The 24,402-nt window shown below is 43.2% G+C and carries 19 protein-coding genes, 2 pseudogenes and 2 riboswitches; of the genes and pseudogenes, 5 read left to right on the top strand and 16 right to left on the bottom strand.

Annotation, left to right across the window (positions count from 1 at the left end; translation table 11 throughout):
• Positions 1-37: 37 nt before the first annotated feature.
• From CU635_RS13400 to CU635_RS13370, 7 genes are all read right to left on the bottom strand, one after another.
• Positions 38-856: an electron transfer flavoprotein subunit beta/FixA family protein gene (locus CU635_RS13400; RefSeq protein WP_101577873.1), complete on the bottom strand. Its 819-nt coding sequence runs from the start codon at positions 854-856 to the stop codon at positions 38-40.
• A gap of 460 nt (positions 857-1,316) precedes the next feature.
• Positions 1,317-1,565, bottom strand: coding sequence for an aspartyl-phosphate phosphatase Spo0E family protein (locus CU635_RS13395; RefSeq protein ID WP_245917462.1), 249 nt, complete (start codon positions 1,563-1,565; stop codon positions 1,317-1,319).
• A 296-nt stretch (positions 1,566-1,861) separates the two neighbouring features.
• Positions 1,862-2,395: a 1,2-dihydroxy-3-keto-5-methylthiopentene dioxygenase gene (locus CU635_RS13390; RefSeq protein WP_101577871.1), complete on the bottom strand. Its 534-nt coding sequence runs from the start codon at positions 2,393-2,395 to the stop codon at positions 1,862-1,864.
• A 20-nt stretch (positions 2,396-2,415) separates the two neighbouring features.
• Positions 2,416-3,048, bottom strand: a complete 633-nt coding sequence (locus CU635_RS13385) for a methylthioribulose 1-phosphate dehydratase (protein ID WP_101577870.1) — start codon at positions 3,046-3,048, stop codon at positions 2,416-2,418.
• A complete protein-coding gene (locus CU635_RS13380; protein WP_101577869.1) occupies positions 3,045-3,707 on the bottom strand; it encodes a 2-hydroxy-3-keto-5-methylthiopentenyl-1-phosphate phosphatase in 663 nt (220 codons plus the stop codon). The genes CU635_RS13385 and CU635_RS13380 overlap by 4 nt, the downstream gene beginning before the upstream one ends.
• A complete protein-coding gene (gene mtnW / locus CU635_RS13375) occupies positions 3,707-4,930 on the bottom strand; it encodes a 2,3-diketo-5-methylthiopentyl-1-phosphate enolase (RefSeq protein WP_101577953.1) in 1,224 nt (407 codons plus the stop codon). The genes CU635_RS13380 and mtnW overlap by 1 nt, the downstream gene beginning before the upstream one ends.
• A 98-nt stretch (positions 4,931-5,028) precedes the next feature.
• Positions 5,029-5,135: riboswitch (SAM riboswitch) on the bottom strand.
• A gap of 71 nt (positions 5,136-5,206) precedes the next feature.
• On the bottom strand, positions 5,207-6,391 hold the full coding sequence (locus tag CU635_RS13370; RefSeq protein WP_101577868.1) for a pyridoxal phosphate-dependent aminotransferase: 1,185 nt from the start codon (positions 6,389-6,391) through the stop codon (positions 5,207-5,209).
• Between the two features lie 60 nt (positions 6,392-6,451).
• Between CU635_RS13370 and CU635_RS13365 the strand changes: the two genes are divergently transcribed.
• Positions 6,452-7,288: a carbon-nitrogen family hydrolase gene (locus CU635_RS13365; protein ID WP_373270866.1), complete on the top strand. Its 837-nt coding sequence runs from the start codon at positions 6,452-6,454 to the stop codon at positions 7,286-7,288.
• A 111-nt stretch (positions 7,289-7,399) separates the two neighbouring features.
• Positions 7,400-7,557, top strand: a riboswitch (SAM riboswitch).
• Between the two features lie 91 nt (positions 7,558-7,648).
• Positions 7,649-8,815 carry an S-methyl-5-thioribose kinase gene (gene mtnK / locus CU635_RS13360; RefSeq protein ID WP_101577866.1) on the top strand — a complete coding sequence of 389 codons (1,167 nt, stop codon included), beginning with the start codon at positions 7,649-7,651 and terminating at the stop codon, positions 8,813-8,815.
• 45 nt (positions 8,816-8,860) lie between these two features.
• Here mtnK and CU635_RS13355 read toward each other — a convergent pair.
• The 5 genes and pseudogenes from CU635_RS13355 to CU635_RS13335 all read right to left on the bottom strand — a co-directional run.
• Positions 8,861-9,238 (bottom strand): annotated as a pseudogene (locus CU635_RS13355) (DUF2087 domain-containing protein); the annotation flags it as partial.
• Complete coding sequence (locus CU635_RS13350) at positions 9,232-9,741, bottom strand: methylated-DNA--[protein]-cysteine S-methyltransferase (protein ID WP_101577864.1); 510 nt, start codon at positions 9,739-9,741, stop codon at positions 9,232-9,234. The gene CU635_RS13350 and the pseudogene CU635_RS13355, both read right to left, overlap by 7 nt.
• 5 nt (positions 9,742-9,746) lie before the next feature.
• Positions 9,747-11,567, bottom strand: coding sequence for a PAS domain S-box protein (locus CU635_RS13345; protein WP_245917461.1), 1,821 nt, complete (start codon positions 11,565-11,567; stop codon positions 9,747-9,749).
• 214 nt (positions 11,568-11,781) lie between these two features.
• Positions 11,782-14,076 (bottom strand): thiamine pyrophosphate-dependent enzyme, encoded by a 2,295-nt coding sequence (locus tag CU635_RS13340; RefSeq protein WP_101577862.1) that lies wholly within the window; start codon positions 14,074-14,076, stop codon positions 11,782-11,784.
• Entirely contained in the window at positions 14,076-15,089 is a 1,014-nt protein-coding gene (locus CU635_RS13335; RefSeq protein WP_101577861.1) for a 2-oxoacid:ferredoxin oxidoreductase subunit gamma family protein, read from the bottom strand. Before CU635_RS13335 ends, CU635_RS13340 begins: the two co-directional genes overlap by 1 nt.
• Positions 15,090-15,417: 328 nt before the next feature.
• Here CU635_RS13335 and CU635_RS13330 point away from each other — a divergent pair.
• Positions 15,418-16,461, top strand: a pseudogene (locus tag CU635_RS13330) (acyltransferase family protein).
• Between the two features lie 32 nt (positions 16,462-16,493).
• Here the strand turns inward: CU635_RS13330 and CU635_RS13325 are convergent.
• The 4 genes from CU635_RS13325 to CU635_RS13310 all read right to left on the bottom strand — a co-directional run bounded on the left by CU635_RS13325 (position 16,494) and on the right by CU635_RS13310 (position 20,423).
• Entirely contained in the window at positions 16,494-17,213 is a 720-nt protein-coding gene (locus CU635_RS13325) for a LutC/YkgG family protein (protein WP_101577860.1), read from the bottom strand.
• Positions 17,210-18,640 (bottom strand): LutB/LldF family L-lactate oxidation iron-sulfur protein, encoded by a 1,431-nt coding sequence (locus CU635_RS13320; protein WP_101577859.1) that lies wholly within the window; start codon positions 18,638-18,640, stop codon positions 17,210-17,212. The genes CU635_RS13325 and CU635_RS13320 overlap by 4 nt, the downstream gene beginning before the upstream one ends.
• A gap of 54 nt (positions 18,641-18,694) precedes the next feature.
• On the bottom strand, positions 18,695-19,411 hold the full coding sequence (locus CU635_RS13315) for a (Fe-S)-binding protein (protein WP_101577858.1): 717 nt from the start codon (positions 19,409-19,411) through the stop codon (positions 18,695-18,697).
• A gap of 268 nt (positions 19,412-19,679) precedes the next feature.
• Entirely contained in the window at positions 19,680-20,423 is a 744-nt protein-coding gene (locus CU635_RS13310) for a FadR/GntR family transcriptional regulator (protein WP_373270867.1), read from the bottom strand.
• Positions 20,424-20,736: 313 nt separating this feature from the next.
• On the opposite strand from CU635_RS13310, the gene CU635_RS13305 reads away from it, so the two are divergent.
• Positions 20,737-22,428, top strand: coding sequence for an L-lactate permease (locus CU635_RS13305; protein WP_101577856.1), 1,692 nt, complete (start codon positions 20,737-20,739; stop codon positions 22,426-22,428).
• Positions 22,429-22,596: 168 nt separating this feature from the next.
• Complete coding sequence (locus CU635_RS13300; RefSeq protein ID WP_101577855.1) at positions 22,597-24,360, top strand: B12-binding domain-containing radical SAM protein; 1,764 nt, start codon at positions 22,597-22,599, stop codon at positions 24,358-24,360.
• Positions 24,361-24,402 lie beyond the last annotated feature (42 nt).

Genomic DNA, 24,402 nt, shown 5'->3' with positions numbered 1-24,402 from the left:
GTAGCAGGCCACCTCGCCATTATATTATTGAGAATAGTTAAGCTTGTACTTTGAATAACCCCTTTTTATCTGCCAGGAGGTCCAATAATTGTGTTACTTGATCTTCTGGTGCACCTTCAAGCCGTTTCCCTCCATCAGGCTTTGGAGGTGAAAACATTTTGCCGACAATCGTTGGCGAGCCCTTCAAACCAAGCTGTGTCCGATCCACGTCCTCCAAATCGTTTACGGTCCAGATCACTGGCTCATACCTCGCTGCTTTCAGCATATTTGGAAGCGGCGCATATTCGATTGCGTTTATTTCTTTTTCCACAGTAAGCAGACACGGCAATTCAGTCTGAATCAATTCGTAGCCATTGGAGAGCTTTCTTTTGATTAATACGCTTCTTTCTTTCTCGTTTATTTCCGCTACTTCAATCACATTTGTAACGGGCGGTATATCGATTCTTCGGGCGATGCCAGGCCCGACCTGCCCTGTATCCCCATCAATAGCGTGTTTTCCGCAAATAATCAGATCAATCGGATCCTCCTTTGATATTCGTTCCAAGGCCTTCGACAATGCGTAGCTGGTTGCGAGCGTATCTGCCCCCGCGAAAGCTCTGTCAGAAATCAAATAGCCCCTGTCGGCTCCGATTTCAATGCTTTTTTTAATGACGGCAGTCGCCTGGGGCGGACCCATTGATAAAACGGAAATGGTACCGCCTGTTACCCTTTTAATCCGCGCTGCTTCCTGGACAGCGTGCGCATCATACGGATTTAAAATTGCCGGGGCACTGCGGCGGTCAAGGGTATTCGTTTTCGGATTGATTTTGATAATTTTTGTATCTGGAACTTGCTTGACACAGACGACAATATGCATATATCTCATTCCCTCCCTTTTATAAAGCCATAACGAAAGCGCTTTCCTTATAAATATTTATAAAATGTCTGTATTACGATATATGAATCGCAACACGGGCATAGTACAAACAAATGAAAACAATCCATTCGAATAACGTTAATATCTTAGTGCACCAACTGCTGCTGTGATATAAAATGAAAGAGTTCTGGAGTAGATCATAGGCTGAAAGGTCAACGGGTTAATAATAATAATCAATTGGAAATCAAAGTAACCTTAGTATTACTATAAAAAAAATTCACAGATTAACAATGACAAAAATCACATCTGAGCGAATTTTTGTAATATTTAAATTGGGTAATTCATATATATGAATCTTTATGGATGAAGTTCCAATTGAAGTTTTTCCATCCGACGAGGGGGATCTATGTGTATGCTTAGTCCAGCACGATAAAAGGGACCACAATGGTCCCTTTTTACATTAGATTAATTTACAAATGGGAGTAAGAGCTTTTGGCCAGACGATCATTTGTTTATAGGGTAATCTGCTTTCTTCCCAGCCTTTCTGTCCCTTATGTATTTTAATCTGAAATTGGTAAATGAGCTGATCAAGCTCCTCGCTGCAGCGAATCGTTTCTTCACTTGTAAAGCCGTTTATTGTCGCACTTTCAATCATGCACTGTCTTTTCCTTTGGATTTCTTCCAGCAGTTTGTTTCCATTCTGATACAATATTTATCCTCCTAATCCTACCCCTTAGCTTTCCGGTCCGGTTTTTCTTCCGGTCTATCTACATTTTTTTGTATACTGAAGAATTATTACAGCAATTTCTATAGTTGTAAATAGATTCGCAAAATTAGACAAAATATTTTTTATATTTACTTGGATTCGACATAATCCTATCCAGACTATGATCATTTTCGACAAATTTTTCTCGATTCTAAAATGTTAGTCGACTGGATCAACTGCAGCATTTATTTTAAAATTAAAATAGCTCCCACCGCAAATTGCGGGGGAGCTGTTTGATTTTATGAATTAATCTCCTGTGTTTCATAGATCGGCACCCAGCCTTCAGTAGTTACAAATATCCGCACTGCGACTACTTTCCTGTCTTCTTGCAGCGTAAAGTAATGCCGGATATTTTCAGGCACGGATATCAGGTCGCCCGGGTTAAGGAAAACCTCAAAAAATGCGCCGTCTTTTCCCTGGATGATAAATACTCCGTGTCCGCTGACAATAAAACGGACTTCATCATCTGTGTGGTGGTGCTCCTGCTGGAAGTTTTGCAGAAGCTGGTCAAGATTCGGCGTGTTTTCAGAAAGAGAAATGACATCCTGTGCTTTGTATCCCCTGCGAGCTGAAATATCGCTGATTTCATCCTTGAAAACTGCTAATATTGCATCTTTCTCTTCGTCAGACAATAGGAATTTTTCCTCGAGGTGAGCTGGAAGCTTGTTGATGTCCCAATTCTCATAAATGACTTCCTGGCTTTCCAGAAAGGCTGCTACTTCTTCTTGATTCACTAATTTTTCACCAGTTTTTTGAAATACAATATGTGCCATACTTCTTCTCTCCTTTTCTATTAAACTGCTTTAATTAGCTCGGGTTTATGCTCCAGTAGACGAAGCGTGTAGCGAAACAAAAACTCTGAGGCTTCCAGAAGCTTTTTCGCCTCAAAAGCACTTTCACCCCAGACGGTAACGCCATGATTGCGAATCAAAACTGCGCCTTTTTGCGCATAAACATGCCCGGCAAATTCCCGGGCCAGAGCGGGAATATCGGCATGATTAGGAATGATTGGAATCGTAAGCACTGCATCCTCATCCCATAAATTGAAGGCTTTGATTAATTCCTGGCCTTTAAATGTGACTTCTCCCCTGTCCCCGAATAGTTCTGAAATGACATTATTATCAACTGTATGGACATGGAGGCTGCAGCAAGCATTCGTGCGCTTGTAAATTTCCGAATGGAGCAATGTCTCCGCCGATGGTTTTAAATGGGTAGCTTCAGCAGGTCTCCCGTTTGCATCAACAAGCAGAAAATCTTCACTCGTGCGTTTCCGTTTATCTTTACCGCTCGCGGTTACAAGAAAAGTCAACGGATTCGCGCCTACTTTAATGGCCAGGTTTCCACTTGTCCCCATAAACCAATCACGTTGTGCAAGTTCATCTTTGACGTCGGCGAGCTCCTGCCACCTTTCCTGAAGAAGACTCATGCTCTCACCCCTATCTTCTCTCTTATAGAATCGATGCAATCAAAGAAAGTATTAAATGGTTTGTAAGGAAGCCCGAGCTCTTCACATTTCCTGGCAAGTAAGTCCCTTGCAAGAATAAAATCAGCTTGCTTGGCTGCCTCGACATCTGTGATCGAATCACCAATGACAATCTTATCGAGATTTTCTCCATCAAGGCTGCGGATGACAGAAGGTTTGCAGCAGCCGCAGCCGTTGGAGCAGTGACTGTCACAGCTGTGAGGCCACAGTATCTTTATTCTTTCAGCGCTGAAATCAGATCCGTTACAGTATAAGCCTGTAATTGGTCCAGTCCCCTCCAGAATCGGCTCTACAAAAAAGTCGATTCCGCCACTGACAATATAAAGCGGGATATCTTTGTCAGCCAAAAAGGCGGCAAACTCCTTAAATCCAGCCCTGATTACTGCATGTTCAACCGCAAATTCAATAATCTCCTCCTTTAGAGAGCTGGGGAGGAGCGAGAATAGCTTTCCCACACCTTCCTTGATCGAAATTTGCCCGGAAAGAATCTGCTCCTTCAGCTGTTCCGACTCGGAAGGCGCAAATTTCTGCATGATCGCAATAATATTGTCCTGCTCGGTGATCGTCCCGTCAAAATCGCAAAATACAGCAAGCTTTTTCATTATGCAGTCACCTCTTGATGGCCCCATAGTTCGATCGCTGCCCGCAATTCATCATGCTGTTTTGCTTTATCCAGCAAAGATTGCCCATTTAAAACCGCTTCGATCGCTTGCCTGAATGCAAGGCCGCCCCCTTTTGCGCCATCCGGATGACCGTGAATACCGCCGCCTGCGTTTATTACGCTGTTATTTCCAAAGTCTCTGTACAATAATGGCACGAGGCCTGGATGAATTCCTGCCGACGGCACTGGAAACACTGGTTTAAACGCATCTTCTGTTGTCAAAGCCTCTGCGATTGACAAAACCTGTTCTTTTTCAAGGGCAACCGAGCCGTATGGAGACGGAAACAAAGATAAATCCGCTCCTGCATATCGCAATAATTTTCCTAATAACAACGAATGAGACAGTCCATATACCGATGATGAAGCGAGTGCACCGCTGACAGCCGGATGGGCCATAATCGGCAAGGCAATGCTGTCGTCCTCCCGCAATTCCTGAAGGATATCGAGTCCGTAAGCAAAAACATTGAACAATAATAGATCCGCCCCAAGCTCGGCTGCCTTTTTCGCCTTATCCCTGAGAGCCGATGAGCGGCCAGTCAGGTTCACCGCATATAAGGTCCGCTGTCCTGACTGCTCATAGATTTCCGTTAACACCTTTTTCCCTTCGGAAATTCTCGCTGCAAACGGAGCCAGATCGTTCTCGAACAAAATTTCGTCATCCTTGACAATATCGACTCCACCCAGAGCTTGTTCTTTCAGCTGCGCAAGCAAGTACGGCAAGTCCCTGCCGATTACGCCTTTATAAATACTCATTAGCAACGGCCGGTTATAAACATTTACTTTTTCACGAATTCCCTCAATTCCAAAACGGGGACCGGGAAAAAGGGCTTTCAAGGAATCACTAAACTGCAAGTCTATTAATTTTATTTTTCCATCCAGTGATAACTTCCCAAAAACGGTTGTTAAGATCGCCGGTAAATCCGCTGAAAAATTTACAGCAGGGTAGGCAATTTTAATCAGTGCCTTTGTTTCCTCTTTGCTGCTTTCTTCCGAAAGACCTTCGACAGAGACAACACGCCCTTTGTGCTTTTTCAATTGTTTTTGCTCTAAGTAGGGCAGAGTTGTCCATGACCCTATCGTCAAGCCGAGGGCAATTTCCTCTGCTTTCTTCTCGGGATTATGTTTAGCATCATAGACTGAATATGTAGCAATTATTTCACTCATGCCGATCATCCTTTCCTTAAACGCGAGGGCCAACTTTTTCATTTTGGCCACAAAAAAACCTCTTCAGAAAGAAGAGGTTAGCATCTCAAACTAACATCTCCTTATCTTTCAGCGAATGCTGCAAGAATTAGCACCGTGCCTGGAATAATCCAAGTCGGTTGCCGGGCTTCATCGGGCTCGTCCCTCCGCCTGCTCTTGATAAGAAAACGATTTTCATATAATCATGTTCATGATAGTTCAAATTAATTTGGATTATCGCAGGAAATTTCCCAGTTGTCAATCCCCTTTATCAAATATTTCTAAAGATTCGATTCTTCTGACTGCTTCCTGCAATCGTTCTTCCGAGGTTAATAGCCCTGCTCTGACATAGCCTTCACCCCATTGCCCAAATCCTATTCCCGGTGCGACCACAATATGGGCATTTTCGAGCAAATAGTCGGAAAATTGCTGGGATGTAAACGCAGGCGGTACTTTTAGCCAGGCGAAGAATGAACCTTTTGGCGCTGCAACCTCCCAGCCTATCGATTGCAGCCCGTTAATAAACGTGTTTCGCCGCGATTCATATAATTGGTTCAGTTCCTCTACACATTCCTGCGATTCCAGTAAAGCTGCTGCCGCCGCTTCCTGTACTGCTCCAAAAAGGCTGACATAAAGGTGGTCCTGAAGCAAATTGATCGCACTGATTACGCTTTTATTACCAATAGCGAAACCAACTCTCCAGCCGGCCATGTTATACGTCTTCGATAAAGTGTAAATTTCAATGCCGACTTCCTTGGCGCCTTCCGCCTGCAAAAAGCTGATTGGTTTTTGCTGATCAAAACCGATTGCTCCATATGCGAAATCATGGACAACGCAAATGTCATGCTGTTTCGCAAGCGTTACGGTCTCTGCAAAGAACGGAAGGGTCGCAGTTGCTCCGGTCGGATTGTTCGGGTAATTCAGGAACATTAACTTTGCTTTTGCTAATGCGTCCGCGCTTAAATCATGATAATCAGGGAGAAAACCGTTCTGCTCAAGCAATGGCATATACAACATTTCCGCTCTCGCCAATGCTACCCCAGACCAGTAATCCGGATAACCCGGATCAGGAACTAGCACAGTATCCCCCGGATTTAATAAACATTGCGGAATTTCAACCAAACCTGCTTTTCCGCCGAACAATACGGCCACTTCTGTATCCGGGTCCAACTCGACCTCATACTCCCGCTTATAGAACTCAGCTGCCGCTTCCTTCAAGTAGCGAAATCCTTGAAAGGGTGAATATTTATGATTGACCGGGTTTTCAGCCGCGGCCTGCAATGCTTTGACAATATGTCCTGGTGTTGGCTGGTCCGGGTTGCCCTGGCCCAGATTAATCACATCATGGCCCTGTTCAATGTATATTCCTGCCTTTTTGACGAGTGAGGCAAAAAACTGCCTCGGCAGGCTATTTAATAAATCTGACTGGGAAAAACGTGTCACTTTAGCACCCGCTTTATAAAAAATGAATTTGAAATTCTAGTCACAAATGATATAACGTTAATAACAGCTTGTAAAGCGAAATTTTTTAGTTTTTTGAATGGGGTGACAATTTTGAAACTATCAATAGCTTGTATTCAAATGGACATTGCTTTTGGCAATCCAGACCAAAACTACCAATCTGCGAAACAGCTGATTGCCGATGCAGCGGAACTAAAACCCGATATTATCGTCCTTCCTGAACTTTGGACGACCGGGTACGATCTGAGTCGGCTCGATGTAATTGGCGATCAGGACGCCAACAAAACAAAGTCCTTCTTGAAGAATGCAGCACTGCAACACGGTACCGCTTTTGTCGGCGGGTCTGTTGCGAAGAAAACGGCTGAGGGGATTTTTAATACGCTCATCATTGTCGATAAGCATGGAGAGGCAGTCCATGAATACAGCAAACTGCATCTTTTTCAGCTTATGGACGAACATCTGTATTTATCGGCGGGCAATTCGAAGGGCCTGTTCACGCTGGAAAACAGGCTCCTGTCCGGTATGATTTGCTACGATATCCGCTTTCCGGAATGGATTCGCGCCCATACGGCACAAGGAGCGGAAGCTTTGTTTGTCGTCGCTGAATGGCCGCTTGCCCGCCTCGCCCACTGGAGAGCCTTGTTGATATCACGGGCAATCGAGAACCAATGCTATGTCATTGCCTGCAACCGGGCAGGATCCGATCCGAAAAATGCTTTTGCCGGACATTCAATGATTATTGATCCGTGGGGGGAAATCATTGCGGAAGCCGGCGAAGACCAGGAAATATTGCATGCTGAAATTGACCTGGATGAAGTACGTCGAGTAAGAGAAATCATCCCGATTTTCTCAGACAGAAAACCGGAATTCTATAATTAAGTGCAGATTTTTGGCGGCAAAAATTTTTAAAAAAAAATGATTGACATATCACTTTTTGCATTGATATGATGATCAACAAGTGAAGAACAATTATGATTTTAAAATAGTACTCTCTTATCAAGAGCAGGCTGAGGGATTTGGCCCGATGAAGCCCAGCAACCGACCGTAATGCCATTGTGAAATGGGGCGCTAAAATGCGCCGGGGATTGATAATCTCCTAAGGCACGGTGCTAATTCCAACAGAAGGATTTTCTTCTGGCAGATAAGAGGCGTGAAGAATATAACCTTCAAGCCTCTTTCACATTGAGAAAGAGGCTTTTTCATTTGCTGAAAAGCCTCCACACTAAGGAGGAATAAACGATGGTCTTATTACAAAATACAACATACGAACCTTTAACCGAAAGCTCAGCCGCCGCCTTAGCGATTAGATTGCGGTTATTTCCTGAAGGTTCTGTTTTAACCGTATCAGAGATTGGCGATGGCAACCTGAATCTTGTCTTTAGGATTTCAGATCACGAATCCGGTCAAAGTGTGATCATCAAACAAGCATTGCCCTATGCGAAAGTCGTTGGTGAAAGCTGGCCGTTAACGTTAAAAAGAGCGACAATCGAAGCAAATGCATTGTCTGTTTTTAAAAAACTGGCACCAAATTATGTTCCTGAAGTCTTTTTTAGCGATGAGATCTTTGCCATTACTGTCATGGAGGATTTATCACATTTAACAATTGCGAGAACCGGATTAATCCAGGGCGAGGATTTCCCACTTCTCCCCAAGCATATCGGTGAGTATCTCGCTAAAACGCTGTTCTTTACTTCTGATTATGGCTTAAAGCCTGCAGAGAAAAAGGAGCTAGTTGGCAAATTTATTAACCCGGAGCTGTGTAAAATCACGGAAGACCTGATTTTTACCGATCCATTCTTTGATGCGCCAACCAATGACTTTGAAGAAGGTCTGAGGAAAGATGCCGAGAAGCTCTGGGCAGATGAAGAATTAAAGTTAGAGGCAGCCCTTCTCAAAAAGAGCTTTTTAACCGAAACAGAGTCATTGCTGCATGGCGATTTGCATACTGGAAGCATTTTTGCAAATAACGATGAAACAAAAGTCATCGACCCTGAATTTGCGTTTTATGGGCCGGCTGGCTTTGACCTTGGCCAAGTCGTGGCGAATTTGCTATTTCAACAGATTGCCAATCCCGAAAAACAGCGGAAAACATCTTCCCAGATAAGAGTGTTTTGGAAGACTTTTTCGCAGGAGTATTCAAAACTATGGAAAGAACAGAATACAGATCCGCTTTCTTCAAACGATCGCTTTCTCGCTTATTTACTTGAAAAATATCTTCAGGATGCTGCCGGATTTGCCGGTTGTGAGCTGATCCGACGGACGGTTGGACTGTCACATGTTGCCGACTTGGATGGCATACAAGATAAAGTCAAAAGGCTTGATGCAAAGCGGACAGCCCTTCAGCTTGGCAGTAAGTTCATTAAAAATCATCGCACTATTAAATCGATTGAAGACCTGATTGGTTAAACTCATCCAGCCGCTGAATGCAGTTCTGCGGCTGGAAATTTACGCTTAACCGTCGATTTTTACCCACATCTCTTCTGGATTCACTTCATATATTCCATTATCCCGGTACATATAATGATTGATAATAAACTCACGGCGGATCGTTGCATAATCTTCGTGAAATTTTTTTATATACTCATTTAGTTCCTTTTCCGCATATTTTTTTCCTGTTGTTAAACCCCGGATCATATATTCGAATACGATTAATTTCTTCTTCCTTTGGGCCGGAATGTTTTTCAGCTTCCCATCGCGCGTGAAGAAGTTATCAATTACCTTTTGTCTTTCGATATTCGTTTCGGCCATTTCCTTTATTCCCTCCCTGCCCTTCTCAATCTGCTCGACTAAAGCACTTGCATGTTGTTTCAGGACTGATTCATTTAAGTGCTTACTGAACCTTTAAACGAAGCTTTTTCGTGGCGAAGCAGCTTTTCTTTAATATCGGTTCTCGTGCCTGCATAGCCTGTCAGCGTTTTATTTTGGCCGATGACACGGTGGCATGGAATGATAATCGGGAATTTGTTTGCCTTGTTGGCCTGGCCGACTGCCCGCACCGCTTTCGCTTTGCCAATAGTTGATGCAATATCCTGGTAGCTTTTCGTCACCCCGAAAGGAATCGCTTCAAGCTGTTTCCAAACTGCTTGCTGAAAATCTGTGCCTGTTATGTCTAGCGGCAATTGAAAACTGCTTCGCGTTCCGCTAAAATATTCGCCAAGTTGTGTGACGGCAGCAGCCAGGACTGGATTATGCGGATTTTCTGAGAGATCCTCCCCGGTTTCATGTTTATCAAAGTCTTCTTTCCCTATATGTACAGCGCTCAATTTCCCGTTTTCAGCGACGATGAATAACAAACCGATCACGGTCTGCAGTCTAGTATATTGCCTGTTCAAAGTCTCTACCCCGCCTTCTTTAATGGTAAAAAAATATGAAAGATTGTCCCTTTGCCAAGCTGGCTTTCCACTTCAATGCTTCCTTGATGCTCTTCAATGATTTTGTAGCTCACCATTAAACCAAGTCCTGTTCCCCGCTCTTTTGTAGTATAAAACGGTTCGCCAAGCTTTTTCAATTTTTCTTCGGGGATGCCGGGTCCTTCGTCCTGCACATATATATGGATTTTATCGCCTGCGGCCCGCTTAACTGAAACAGTAATATAGCCGCCTTTCGGCATCACTTCAATCGCATTTTTGATAATGTTGATAAACACCTTTTTGAGCTGGTTTGGCTCACAAAAAAGCAGCGGGAGTTTATCTTGATAATATGTTTTAAATTGCACGTTATGCAAGACAGCCTGGGCAGTCAGCAACTCAACCGTTTCCTTAACAATTCTCGTAACATCCGATTCTATAAATTTTACTGCCTGGGGTTTTGCGAGGATCAGAAATTCATTGATTATTGAATCTATTCTTTGTAATTCACTTGTGATCACCTGAAAATACATCTCATGTTCATCCTTCATATTACCCTGAAGCAACTGGATAAACCCTTTTAGCGCTGTCATTGGATTTCTGATTTCATGGGCAATTCCAGCGGCAAGTTCTCCAATAACCGTTAAAGTATCAGATTTTCTGAGCTGTTCTTCCATCTCCAATTTTTCTGTTATATCTTTAAAAACAATTAGATTTAAGCCCGACATCAAGTTGCTTTTTGTTGAAAACTCAATGTGCTTTTTTGTTTCTTTTTTTATCCTAATCTGCACCACACCGTTCAATTGACCTTGTTGCAGAAGGGTATCCATATGTTCCACTTGTTTTTCCGGGCTCAGGCGGCACTCTGTCAACAATTCCGTCAACGATTTACCGATGAGCTCTTGTCTGAAAATCCCGAGCATATTTTGGCCGGTCTGGTTAATATCAATGATCTCAAAATGATTATTCCATAATATAATTCCTTCAAGTGCACCTTCAAAAATCTTCCGGAACTTCAACTCGCTCTCGCGAAGCTCTTTTTCCATACGATGGCGTTCACTGGCGTTGCGAACAATGGTTATATTAGATCCATCAATATGGAGCTTGGACGTAAATTCAAGTAATTTTTTTTGTCCGTTTGGCATTAGAAAACACAACTCATCACGGATGGCACCCGTTTTCTTTAACAAATCCATTGTTTTATGGAAATGATCATCTTTTGAATAAACAAAATCCGTTAGCTTTCTCCCCAGCAAATTCTCCAATGGACATTCAAATATTTTGCATGCAGCCTGATTGGCCCGGGTCACTATTCCACAGCCATTCCAAAATATGATCCCATCAAGCGCTTCTTCAAATAGATCCTGGTATAAATCTTCATTTTTCCTAATTTTCTTTTCGATGATTTGTTTCTCGGTTACATCCCTCATTATACTAATATACTGATCCTGCCCAACAGGGAGTTGGCTTGTATTAATTTCAAAATAAGTTAATTTTTCATCATAGGCAATCGGCAAAATTCCTCTTGCGCTTCCCTTTTCCTCCAATAGCGCCCAAATCTTCACCAGCTTAAATTGATATTTTTTAGGAATTAAAGATTTCAACGGCATTCCGATTAAAAGGTTGCTGTCAATATTAATATGCTTACAGAAAGCAGAATTCCCAGCCGTTATGTTTCCCTCTCTGTTAAATATAATCATTCCATCTGGAGCATGGTTAAACTGTTCTGTCAACAATCGATTTGCGTGTTCGAGGGCAGCAACTTTTTCTTTCAGGAATTGATGTTCTTCGTGTGATATTGCTCCATTCACTGTCTTGCCTCCTTGCCAATCTTCAATAGATAAATATTTCGACATTTAACAGGGAAAATCCTGTCTTTTCCATCAAGCATTTGCCATTCGCAAACCTTTTATCTTAACTTGAACATAAGCATTTCGTTTGCCTGTACACCGTATCGACGAACTAATTTTCAGAAGTAAATGAAGAAAAGCGATGCCGTTATCTGCATCGCTTCTCCTGATTTTTTTACAGTAAAATATTCTCATGCTTTGCTGATAAACGCTGCCAGCGCTTTTCTACTTCTTCTTCAAAGTCTGCCAACAATTGCTTGTTTTCTTCCTTCAATAAATGCTTCGTTTTCCCCATTAATTTTAACCATTCTGACAGAGGAATGCGTTTATTTTTCTTGTCAGGGTCGTAAGTAATAGCTGTGATTCCCTGTTCGACTTCATATAGTGGAAAGAAACAGGAATTAACGGCAGCCTCGACAATTTTTTCGCCAAGGCGGTCATCAGACTTCCAATTTAATGGACAGGTTATTAATATTTTCCCGTAAACTGTGCCAACATTTTGGGCATACCACTGTGCTTTTGCAGCCTTTTTAATCAAGTCCTGCGGAAATGCTTCTGTTCCGGTAAAAACATACGGGATGTTCGCTGCTGCCATAATTTGTGCTGTATCTTTATGATGAAATGCCTTTCCCTTTTGGCTCTTCCCGACATTGGAAGTGCTTGTCATGTGTCCCAGCGGTGTCGAATAAGACATTTGCGAGCCCGTATTCATGTACCCTTCATTATCATACTCAAGTATGATCAGTTTATGGTTTCGCAAAGCAGTTCCAATCGCTGATCCCATCCCGATATCCATTCCTCCGTCACCGGTAATCATCACAAAGGTCGCATCATCCGATACTTGAATTTCTCCCCTTCGCTTCAACTCCAGAAAAGCTTCAACTGTTCCTGACAAGGTGGCAGCGCCGTTTTGGAAAAGGTTGTGGATCATCGTTTGTTTGTGGGAAGTATGTGGATATGCGGTCGTCACCACATAAGCACAACCAGTTTGGAATAAAACGACCACATCTCCCTCAATTCCTTTAAAAAACAGTTCAAGACCTCCGAAAATTCCACAGCCAGGACATGCCCCGTGCCCGGAAGCAAGCCGCTTCGGTTTGGCTGTTAACGCTCTTAACGGCGGTATTTTCACTCTCAGTTTATTGGTGGCCTCATCTTTTTTCACTTCAATCAATCCGGATTTATAAGCATCGCTGTGCTGCGGGCTAATAACTGGCTGGAGAATTTTATTCGGATCGCCGGGTACATGCCCGTAGTAATCAAAAGGTTTTTCGGCTTTTCCTTTCTCGATTGCATCGATTGCAAATTTGAAAAACTGTTCGGCATCATCCGGATAAAAATCCTTTCCGCCAAGGCCAAAAACTCTGCTTAACACAATCGTACTGTTATCTTTATCTTCCTGCAGAGCCGACTTAACCTCATGAGTCAGATTAGGACCATTTGCACCATAGGAATCTGCTCTTTCGCCAACAAGCAGAGCTTTTACTCCTTTCAATGCGTGGCGGATTTCTTCTGCAGGAAAAGGGCGAATGATATTGGGGCTGATCACTCCTGCTTTGATTCCTTGCTTGCGAAGCCTGTCAACCGTATCCTTCGCCGATTCAGCAGCTGAATTCAGCAAAAATAGCGCTACCTCTGCATCTTCCATTTCGTATAAATCGAGAACAGAATATTTTCTGCCGGACAATTGGGCATACTCAGCTGCTACTTCTTCATAAACTGCTCCAGCCCGGTACATCGCTTCTGACTGCTGGAAATGGTTATTGAGCAGATCATCGCCGTTCATATGGGCACCGATTGTAACCGGTTTTTTCGGATCCCTTGCAAAATGATAGCTGTCAGGGCACTCCCCGACAAACTGCTGGACTGTTTTCCGATCCTTAAAGTATTTGACCTTCCTTTTTTGGTGGGATGTAAAAAATCCATCATAGGCCACGATGACAGGAAGGCGGACTTCTGAATGTTCAGCAATTTTCAAAGCCATGATGTTCATATCATAGACCGCCTGGGGTGTTCTTGCTGTAAGAATGACCCAGCCTGTATTTAAAGCGAAGTACAAATCGGAATGGTCGCCGCGAATATCAAGCGGCCCGCTTATTGAGCGCGTCACCAAGTTCATGACCATTGGGAAACGGGTCCCCGATTGGACCGGCAGCTGCTCAAGCATATACATGAATCCGTTCGCACTCGTCGCATTAAAGACGCGGGCTCCCATTACAGCTGCACCATAGCAAATACCTGCCGAGCCATGTTCACCGTCGGCAGCGATTAATTGGATATCGTGCTCACCGCGGGCTTTCATTTGATCTAAATATTGGGCTACCTCTGTCGAAGGTGTAATCGGAAAATAACCCATGATATGATAGTTAATTTGCGCCGCTGCCATTGCTGCCATTTCATTGCCGGATTCAAACGTAGTTAGCTGCTCTGCCGTTCCGTTCTGTTTTAAGTTTTGTTCCATGATGGCCATTAGACGATTCCTCCATTCACATAAGGAAAGTTTTGTTTAACCCGGTTTATTTGAGCGTATTGGGCCGTCTCACGCAGCTCGCTTAATGCCGTTGTTGGACATGCCTCCACACATTTCAGGCAGCCTTTGCAATATTGATAGTCAATACCCGTTAAAATCATTTGCGGCCTGCCCCGCTTGTCAGTCTCAGACGACCAGACAAAGCAAAAATCAGGACAAACAGTATCACAGGCTGCGCAATTTATGCATTCCTCTCGTACAAACTTCGGAAGAAATCCCTGCCGTGAGCCGCTTAAATCCTTCACAATGCTATTGGCCTGGGCAGTAACAATACCGCCCATTTCCTGAGTTTGATATCCCAATAAAGGAGCAGCCCTTGAGAAAGCTTTCGATTCGGCATTGGCCGGCGCTGGAATCGTTTTGAATTGAACTTCTTCATAGCCTCTGTTAAAAGTACGGATATTTGGCTCAACAAGCTGCGGGTATTTTTTTTCAAACGTTTTGCGTATCACATTTCGCATCGCATTTGCGTCGAGAAAATCACAAACTTTGAATAAGGCTCCGAGCATTGCCGTGTTTACTTTTGTTTTTTCTTCAACCGCAATCCTGAGCGCATCGACAATCGCCAATGTACCGTGTTCAAGCTGAAGATCTTCCTTTATTTCCTCGAATGACCGTACCGAGTTGACTAAAACAATCCCTTCCGGCCCTAAACCGCTGACAACATCGACGGTTTTGTAGAGCGCTTCATGGAAGACGCCAATCACATGTGGCTGTTCAATCGGGCTGTGATCGCGAATTTCAACATGCGGTTCACAGAAGCGGATAAAGCTTTTCACAGGCGATCCTTTCTTCTCTGAGCCATACGAAGAAAAGTTTGCCCCATTTAGCCCGAGGCCCAGCACTCCTGCTTCGGCCAACATTTTTCCGGCAAGATTTGCCCCCAGACCGCCAATCGATTCAAGCCTGATTTCAAAAAAACCCAGTTCATTTTGTTTCGGTAATGTAGCCATGTTTCCCCTCCCCATTCTTTCAAAAGATCTTGATTGTGAATTTCACACTGCTCTTTTGTCATTTTAATGGACTTTTCAGCTTATCGCTGTGACAAATATCAAACATCTTCATATTTTTTATGAAACAGATTTTTTAAAAACGAAATAAATCCAACTCTGTTAATTATGTAAGCGTAATCTCCAGTTGTATAACAGACTTAATATTGTATTAATACAGAAACTACTTGGAAAGATCCATAAATTAACACGCTTTTTTTAGTTTGTTTTATAGTAAGGTGGGTAAATAAATTTAGATGCTTTCGGGGGGTCAAAAATTCGGGAGGATCTTATGAATAAAAGAAATTATTATTTTGACAACGCGAAATTTATCTTAATCTTTTTCGTCGTTTTCGGGCATTTGCTTCAATCATTCATTGCAGATAACGAAACCATTCATGCGTTATATAAAGCAATCTACACTTTCCATATGCCGGCATTTATTTTGGTTTCCGGTTTTTTTGCAAAAGGCTTCTATCAAAAAGGTTATTAGCGGAAAATCACTAAAAAATTAATTTTGCCCTATTTAATTTTCCAGTTGATTTATTCAGTCTATTACTACTATTTATATGGCCAGTCGCATTTAACCGTTGATCCACTTGATCCGCACTGGTCTTTATGGTTTTTGGTCAGCCTGTTTTTCTGGAATATTATGCTGCTTGGTTTTTCGAAAGTGAAAGCAGCAGCAGCGATTTCAGTTTCCCTGGCAATTGCGCTTGCAATCGGCTATATCGATTTCATTTCCAACTATTTAAGCCTGTCGAGAACTTTTGTGTTTTTTCCGCTTTTTTTACTCGGCTACTATTTAAAGAAAGAGCATCTTTCATCTCTTTTTAATGTGAAGATGAGAAGTGTTGCAGCTCTTTCCTTTGTGATTGTGTTTGTCTGGTTTTATTTAAATCCGGACATTAACTATCAGTGGCTCCTCGGCTCAAAGCCTTACGGGGAAATGGGGGCTGCTTCCCTTGCTGCGATGGGGAAAAGGTTTGGGTTTTATTTGTTAAGTTTGGTAATGGTTTTCAGCTTTTTAGCTTTCGTGCCAAGGAAGCAATACTTTTTTACAAATCTAGGCAAAAATACATTATACGTTTATTTGCTGCATGGTTTTTTTGTCAAAACGTTCAGAGAAAGTTCCGTACAAGATTACTTTACAGAACCGGAAAGTTATTTGCTGCTAGCTGCAGTTTCGTTACTGCTTACTTTGTTACTATCAAGTAAAATAGCCACATCCTTTGCCCAGCCTTTCATTGAATTAAGGCTTTCCAGCCTGAAGAGGCTGTCGGTTAGATTTTTTTCCGCGTTGAGATTTTACAAAAAAAAGCTTCAGAACGGATAAGCCGCCTGCAAAAAATTGCAGGCGGCTTGTTTTTACAAATCATCAATCACAATATAAGCTGCTTTAACAGGGCCATGCACGCCGACTACTAGATTCATTTCAATATCGGCGGAATTGCTTGGACCAGTAATAAAGTTCACGCATGACGGAATCAGTTCCCTGTTCGCCACTTTTTCGCGCATCTTTCGCGCTGCTTGAGTCATCCGCGGCACGAGGCTGCTTTTTGGGATAAGAATCACCGAGCACGTTGGCAAAAAGCTTACTGTCCTCCCTTTATCTTTGCTGCTGAACAATACGGCCGTGCCGGATTCTGCGAGGGTTATATCGCTGATCGTTAAACCGATATTGGCTTTTTCGGCAAATTGAATATTTTGCGCACCGATTTCTGAATCCCATATATGGACCGGGACACCTTCTGAAGGCCATTCCGCCTCTAATAAAGATGACACACCATATTCATTAAAGCGCTCGTCCTTCCAGGCGATGATCGGTCCGCCGCCATAATTTGAAACAATATCCTTCAGCGTTTCTTGTAACCTATCTGAGCTCGTCACAACCAGATCGGTATGAATAACCATGCATTGCGTTTTAAGGACCTCAAGCAGCTCATCCGCGTCGGCTTCTTTTAAAACGGCGTCCTGGGGCTGCCATGACCATTTCGGCCTGGCCACTTCTTTCGTATTTGGTGCCCGACCGTGCCGCTCGGCAACTGCAGCAAGAAATGAATCGCGGTTATGAATCAATCCCTTCATCGATGGTTCCCCCCTTTGTCACGATTTTTAAACCAGTCACGGAACCGCTCCTTGTTAGGTGCCGGAAATTCACGGGCCTCTGTCCATGCTTTTAAAGGGCCCGGTCCTTTTGAAATTTTATCTCCTGCTGTAAAAGGATTCATGGCAACAGGAGCCATTTTCGAGCCGATTTTATACAAGGAAGGCGACGCTGCCCCAAGGCCGAATGCTTTCATGGCAAGCTTCTCAGAAATTGGTGCGCGCCCTTCCCGCTCCACAATGATCTGGCGGTGTTTGTGAAGCAGCTCATGCAGCGGAATTTTCACCGGGCAGGCGTCCGTACAAGCGGCGCATAGCGTGGATGCATATGGGAGCTCTTTGTATTCGTCATAGCCGCCAAGCAGCGGTGACAATACAGCACCGATCGGCCCCGAGTAAATTGAGCCATACGAATGACCGCCGACATGACGGTAGACCGGGCAGGCGTTCACACAAGCTGCACAGCGAATGCATTGCAGCACGGATTGGAACTCACCGCCCAAAATTTTTGATCTGCCATTATCGACAATGACGAGGTGAAATTCTTCAGGACCGTCAACGTCCAATTCTTCTTTTGGACCAGTGAGAACCGTGATATAGCTTGTCAACTTTTGTCCGACAGCACTTCTTGTCAGCAAGCTGACAAGCACTTCCATTTCTTCAAATGTAGGAACGAGCCGTTCCATTCCCATTACCGTGATTTGTGTTTTCGGAAGTGCCGTTACAAGGTCAGCGTTGCCTTCATTGGTGACAAGGCTGATTGAACCTGTTTCGGCAACGGCAAAATTACAGCCTGTTATCCCTAAATCGGCACTTAAGTATTCCTGGCGCAGCATTTCTCTGGCGTGCAGGGCAAGCTCTTCAGGTTTTTCCGTATTTTTATAGTTTAGCTTTTCTGCAAAAACATCCCTGATCTGCTCCTTATTCTTATGTAGTGCAGGCGTGACGATATGGGAAGGAGGATCGTGATCGTCGATCTGGAGAATATACTCGCCAAGATCCGTTTCGATGACCTGGCAGCCTGCATCCTCAAGACAGGCGTTTAAACTGATTTCTTCAGTTACCATCGATTTCGATTTAACAACTTTCCTTGCCTTTTTTTCAATAACAACATCTTTAATATATTGGTTTGCTTCTTCCGCAGTCCGGGCGAAAAAGACATGTCCGCCCCTTTTTGCGACATTTTCACTCAATTCATATAAATAATAATCTAAATTTTCAAGAACATGCTGGCGAATTTCTTCACCGAGTGACCGCCACTCCTGCCAATTTCCGAGCTCCTCTGCTGCTGCAAGCCGCCTTGTCTGAAACCGTTCCTGGGCAGCTGCCACCGCGCCGCGCATGAACGAATTATTTATTCCTGTTTCGACGCGCTCTTTAAATTTATCTGTACCGATTTTCATTGCCATTTTCTTTACCCCTCCATTCGAAGCTAATCTCAGGTCAGATTCTCTTAAAATCTTCTATCTGCTGTTCAGTACTTCGGCAATATGCAGAACCTTGACCGGTACCCCTTTTCTGTCAATCCGTCCCCCGATATTCATTAAACAGCCAGCATCTGCACCAATTAAGTATTCTGCTCCAGTTTCTTCAACATGGCATACTTTTTCATCTACCATCTGCTCAGAAATTTGCGCCATTTTCACGGAAAACGTTCCGCCGAACCCGCAACAGTTTTCCTTGCCTGGCAGCTCCGTAAATTCCAACCCTTCCACATTTTTTAATAGTTTGATAGGGGCCTCTTTTACGCCCAACAGTCTTGTCATATGACAGGAGGTATGGAAGGTTCCTTTCCCGCTTAGCCGTGCCCCGACATTCTCCACCTGCAAAACATCAACGATAAATTCCGTCAATTCATACGTTTTATCAGAAAGCGCCTGTGCTTTTGGCCCCCAAACTGGATCATCTTTAAAGATATGCGGATATTCCTTAAACATCGCAGCGCATGATCCTGAAGGCGAAACAACATATTCTGCATCCTGAAACGATGCGATCATTCGTTTCATCGCTTCCTTTGATTCCTTCACATAGCCGCTATTATAGGCAGGCTGGCCGCAGCACACTTGAGATTCGGGAAAATCAATCTTACAGCCAAGCCGTTCCAACACTTCTACTGTCGCTTTCCCGACATCGCCCTGAAACATATCAACCAGGCAAGTAGCAAATAGGGTAACCTTCATTCTTCCATCTCCTCATATAGTAAACTTCCATTCTACTCTCATTCTTTTAATGAACTAATCAGCCGGTCATCTGATGACTAGCTTGAAATAAACTATTAATCGTATAGTACTACAAAACGAAATAATCATGAAAGGGTTTTATTTAATGATTTTTAAAAAACTGCAAATAATCAGAAAAAACGAGACCGATTAATAAATGTATAGTGTGTTGGGCCATTAATTTTTTCCCTTATGTAATTTTTTTTAGGCGATGAAAAACTTCGTTGCATTAGATCACGTCATCCCTTTCCATCGTGCCGGTTTCTTGCCAGTATTTGCTCAGAATCGTTTCGACATTGTTTAAATGGGCTAGAATCGTACTCCTTGCTGCTTCCTCCTCCTGGTTTTTAACTGCTTCGAAGATAGCGAGGTGCTCATTGTACAGCAGTTCAGTGGTCGTTTGCCTGGAAAAGAGCCAGAGCCTGCGTGTTTCTTTCATCGTTTCCACCATCAAACCGGAAACATGACTCATCAGGCTTGCCAATAGCGGATTTTGTGAAGCTGCCGCCAGTGCAAGGTGAAATTCGAGGTCGGCTTTTTCACCTAACTCTTCGTTGCCATGGGCTTGTTTCATTTCGTCCAGTGCATGTGATAACGCAGCCAGATCTTCATTCGTTCTTTGAACAGCGGCTGCGGCTGCGGCCCCGGCTTCCAATATCTTTCGCACTCCCAACAAGTGGGCAACATCTTTTTTGTTCATCAAAATCGCTGTAGATAGCGGAAAGTTTATTTGAGCCGCCTCGAATTCTTTTACATAAGTTCCTTCCCCCTGCCTCATTTCAACAAGACCAATCGCCCTTAAGGCCGATAAAGCTTCACGGATTGCCGAACGTCCGACTTGGAAATTTTCTGACAGTTGTTGAACAGAATCAAGTCTGTCTCCCGGTTTTAATTGTCCCTGGCGAATCATTTCATGAATTGCTTCAGCCACTTCTTCATAAATCTTCTTCGGCTTTATTTTCTTGTAATTAATATTGCTCATTTTCCCTTGTCCCCGTTTCACCGTTTCCTTTTAACTTTTATTATACATTTATGTCTCTATTGTGACATTCTTAAACAAAAAAAATACGAATCTATTAATCAAATTTTAAAATTCAAAAAAATGAAAAAACATATTGTTTTTTTATAGATTCAACTCTATAATTTGTCTCAATAGGTTTCGCTTTCTGGTCATCAGATGACCTAATCACTTGCTAACCGTATTATTGAAAGCGATTTCTTCAAGGAAATTTTTATGGGAGAATTAATTGTTAAAGACTGAAAATGATCAACATGGGGGTAATGCTATGACATTTGTACAAAATTTCACACCGGTAAGGGATAGTCTCGCCCTTTCCGCCGTAGTCGCTTTAATTCCAATCGTCTATTTCTTTTGGGCGCTTGCCATTAAACGTATGAAGGGGTATGTGGCTGGGCTGACGACATTGCTCGTTGCGCTGGCAGTGGCGGTCATTGCATTTAAAATGCCGGCCGGAATGGCTTTTATGTCAGCTACACAGGGTGCAGCATATGGGATTCTGCCAATTGGCTGGATCATCATTACATCAGTATTTCTTTATAAATTAACTGTGAAGACTGGACAGTTTGAAATTATCCGCAATTCAGTCCTGTCGATTACGGAAGACAGGCGTTTACAGGCACTTTTGGTAGCGTTCTCATTCGGGGCATTTCTGGAAGGTGCTGCAGGCTTTGGTGCACCAGTAGCGATATCGGCAGCTTTGCTTGTCGGACTTGGATTTAACCCGCTTTATGCCGCCGGGCTGTGTTTAATTGCCAATATAGCGCCTGTTGCATTTGGTGCGATCGGAATTCCAATTATTGCTGTAGAAGGTCCAACAGGAATTCCGGCGATGGAAATTTCAAAGATGGTTGGCAGACAATTACCATTCTTGTCTGTTTTTATACCTTTCTATTTAGTAGTTATTATGGCAGGATTTAAAAAAGCATTGGAAATTATGCCTGCCATTCTCGTATCCGGCGTTTCTTTTGCTGTTACCCAGTATTTGTCTTCTAACTTTTTAGGACCTGAACTTCCGGATATTTTATCTGCATTGGTGTCATTGTTTGCATTAGCTATTTTCTTAAAGTTTTGGAAACCAAAAACGATTTTCAGATTTTCTGCCGAGCAGGAAATGGCTGCTGCTTCTGCGGTGAGGAAGCCTGTGGAAAAGCAGATTTCTTATACTGGCGGACAAATTTTCAAAGCATGGTCTCCTTTCCTTGTTTTAACAGGGGTTATTTCATTGTGGGGAATTCCAACGCTGAAACTGTCGTTAACGGGCCATTATGAGGGGCCGAACGCAGTTTTAAAAGCCATAAATTCAGTTGGAAACGCGTTAACTGTAATGCCTGAAGTGCCATTGCTCCATAATCGCATTTTAACTGGAGCCGGGACAGAAATTGCCGCTCTCTACAAGCTGGAAATTTTGGGTGCGGCCGGTACAGCGATTCTCATCGCAACGATTATTACTAAATATATAGTGGGGATTGCCTGGAAGGATTGGATCAGAACTTTTGCTGAAACGTTAAATGAACTTAAATTTCCGGTTATTACAATTGGTTCAGTTGTTGGTTTTGCTTATGTAACGAATGCTTCAGGAATGAGTACGACGTTAGGAATGACGTTAGCTAAAACTGGCTTTTTATTCCCATTCTTCTCGCCATTCCTCGGTTGGCTCGGGGTATTCATAACCGGTTCCGATACATCCGCGAACCTGCTGTTTGGAAATCTCCAAAAGGTGACAGCGACTTCAGTTGGCATGGATCCAATCCTCGCGGTTGCCGCAAACTCGTCGGGTGGCGTTACCGGTAAGATGATTTCCCCGCAGTCGATCGCAGTTGCATGCGCGGCAGTTGGTCTGGCCGGAAAGGAATCAGATTTATTCCGCTTCACAATCAAGCACAGTCTTTTCCTAGTCATGTTAATTGGAATATTGACGTTCTTGCAAAATGGCATCCTTTCCTGGATGATCCCTTAAATGATTGTAAAACTGTAAATCACAAATGCGAAAGCCCTCCGATTAGGAGGGCTTTTTGCATGCGGGCTGCTATGTTTTTGCTATACCTTTTTTGTGAACAATACTATATAATAAACAGTTGTTTCAACTAAATAGCCTTAACTCTGAAAAGGAGTCTGAAAACCGAGCATGAATATTGTCTGTACAACTTTAAACGCGAAATATATTCACACAAATATTGCGATTCGTTATTTAAAAGCTTACGCCCGTCCTGAGTTTGACGTGCAACTAACTGAATACACGATCAAAGACCCGATTATGAACATTGTTACGGACCTTATTCGCAAAGAGCCTGATCTTATCGGGTTTAGCTGTTATATTTGGAATATAGAAGAAACTATCAAAGTGATCAAAATGATCAAGAAAATCAATCCATATATCCAGATCGTTGTCGGCGGTCCGGAGGTAACCTATGATGTGCATGAATGGATGAACGAAAACGCTGAATTTGACTTTATTGTCGTTGGCGAAGGGGAAGAAACATTCAAACAATTGTTAACTGAGCTTAACGGCTCTGGGGATTTTTCAAAGGTTCCCGCTCTTGCATACAGGAATGGTGGCAAAACGGTCATCAACCCGCAGCGAAACAAATTAGACCTGCGGGAGCTGCCGTCCCCGTTCCGGTTTGAAGAGGATATTCGCCATTTCTCAAAAAGGGTAACTTATATTGAAACGAGCCGAGGCTGCCCGTTCAGTTGCCAATTTTGCCTTTCTTCAATTGAAGTCGGTGTCCGTTATTTTGACCGTGAAAAAGTCAAAGACGATATCCGTTATTTAATGAAGCATGGAGCGAAAACGATTAAATTTGTTGACCGGACTTTTAATATCAGCCGCAGCTATGCAATGGACATGTTTCAATTCTTAATTGATGAGCATCTGCCTGGGACTGTCTTTCAATTTGAAATTACCGCGGATATCATGCGCCCTGAGGTGATTGATTTTCTAAACCGCGAAGCGCCGCCAGGTTTATTCCGCTTCGAGATAGGTGTCCAGTCAACCAATGACTACACGAACGAGCTCGTCATGAGAAAGCAAAATTTCGAAAAGCTGTCCCGAACTGTCACAATGGTAAAAGATGGCCGGAAAATCGACCAGCATCTCGATTTAATTGCCGGGCTTCCGGAAGAAGATTACGCTACTTTCTCAACTACCTTTAATGATGTGTTCGCCCTCAGACCGGAAGAGCTTCAGCTCGGCTTTTTAAAAATGCTGCGCGGAACCGGTCTGCGATTGCGGGCTGATCAGCATCAATATGTATATATGGACCATTCTCCATATGAAATTTTGGGAAATAATGTCCTGTCCTTTAACGATATTATTCGCATCAAGCAAGTCGAAGATGTACTTGAAAAATTTTGGAATGACCACCGGATGGACGAGACAATTGAATATCTCGTTTCAAAGGTATTTTCGTCTCCTTTTGAGTTCTTCCAGCAATTCGGTTCGTATTGGGAAGAACAAGGCTGGGAACGGATCGGGCATCAGCTCGAGGATCTTTTTAACAGGCTCAGGCAGTTTTTGCAATATAAAAACTTGAGCCAACTCGAAATTATTGAAGGTTTAATGAAATATGACTATTTATCAAATCACAAATATAAGCCAAGGAAACCGTGGTGGCAGGCTTCATTTGAAAAGGCGGAACGAACCGCCATTTACAAGGAATTGCTGCAAAAGCCCGGCTTGCTTGGAAAGGGCTATCTGGAGCTCGGTCTTCAGGAAAAAGAGCTTTATAAGCATACGATGCTTGAAGAAATCCCATTTAACCTTGAAAAATATTTAATAACCGCCGAGATCGAGCTTGAGCCCAGCATGCTGCTGGTCTACTTTTCAGCAACTGAAGAGAGAGCATCTGTCTTCACCTGTAAAAAAAAGCTTCTAAATGGTTCCAATTAAAACGTCCTGAAGGTCTTGAGTGCTAATATCGGCTCAAGACCT

Source organism: Bacillus canaveralius (assembly GCF_002860125.1).
Taxonomy (GTDB): domain Bacteria; phylum Bacillota; class Bacilli; order Bacillales; family Cytobacillaceae; genus Bacillus_BJ; species Bacillus_BJ canaveralius.
Note: the sequence above shows the minus strand (reverse complement) of the source record. Positions and strands in the feature narration are given on the sequence as shown.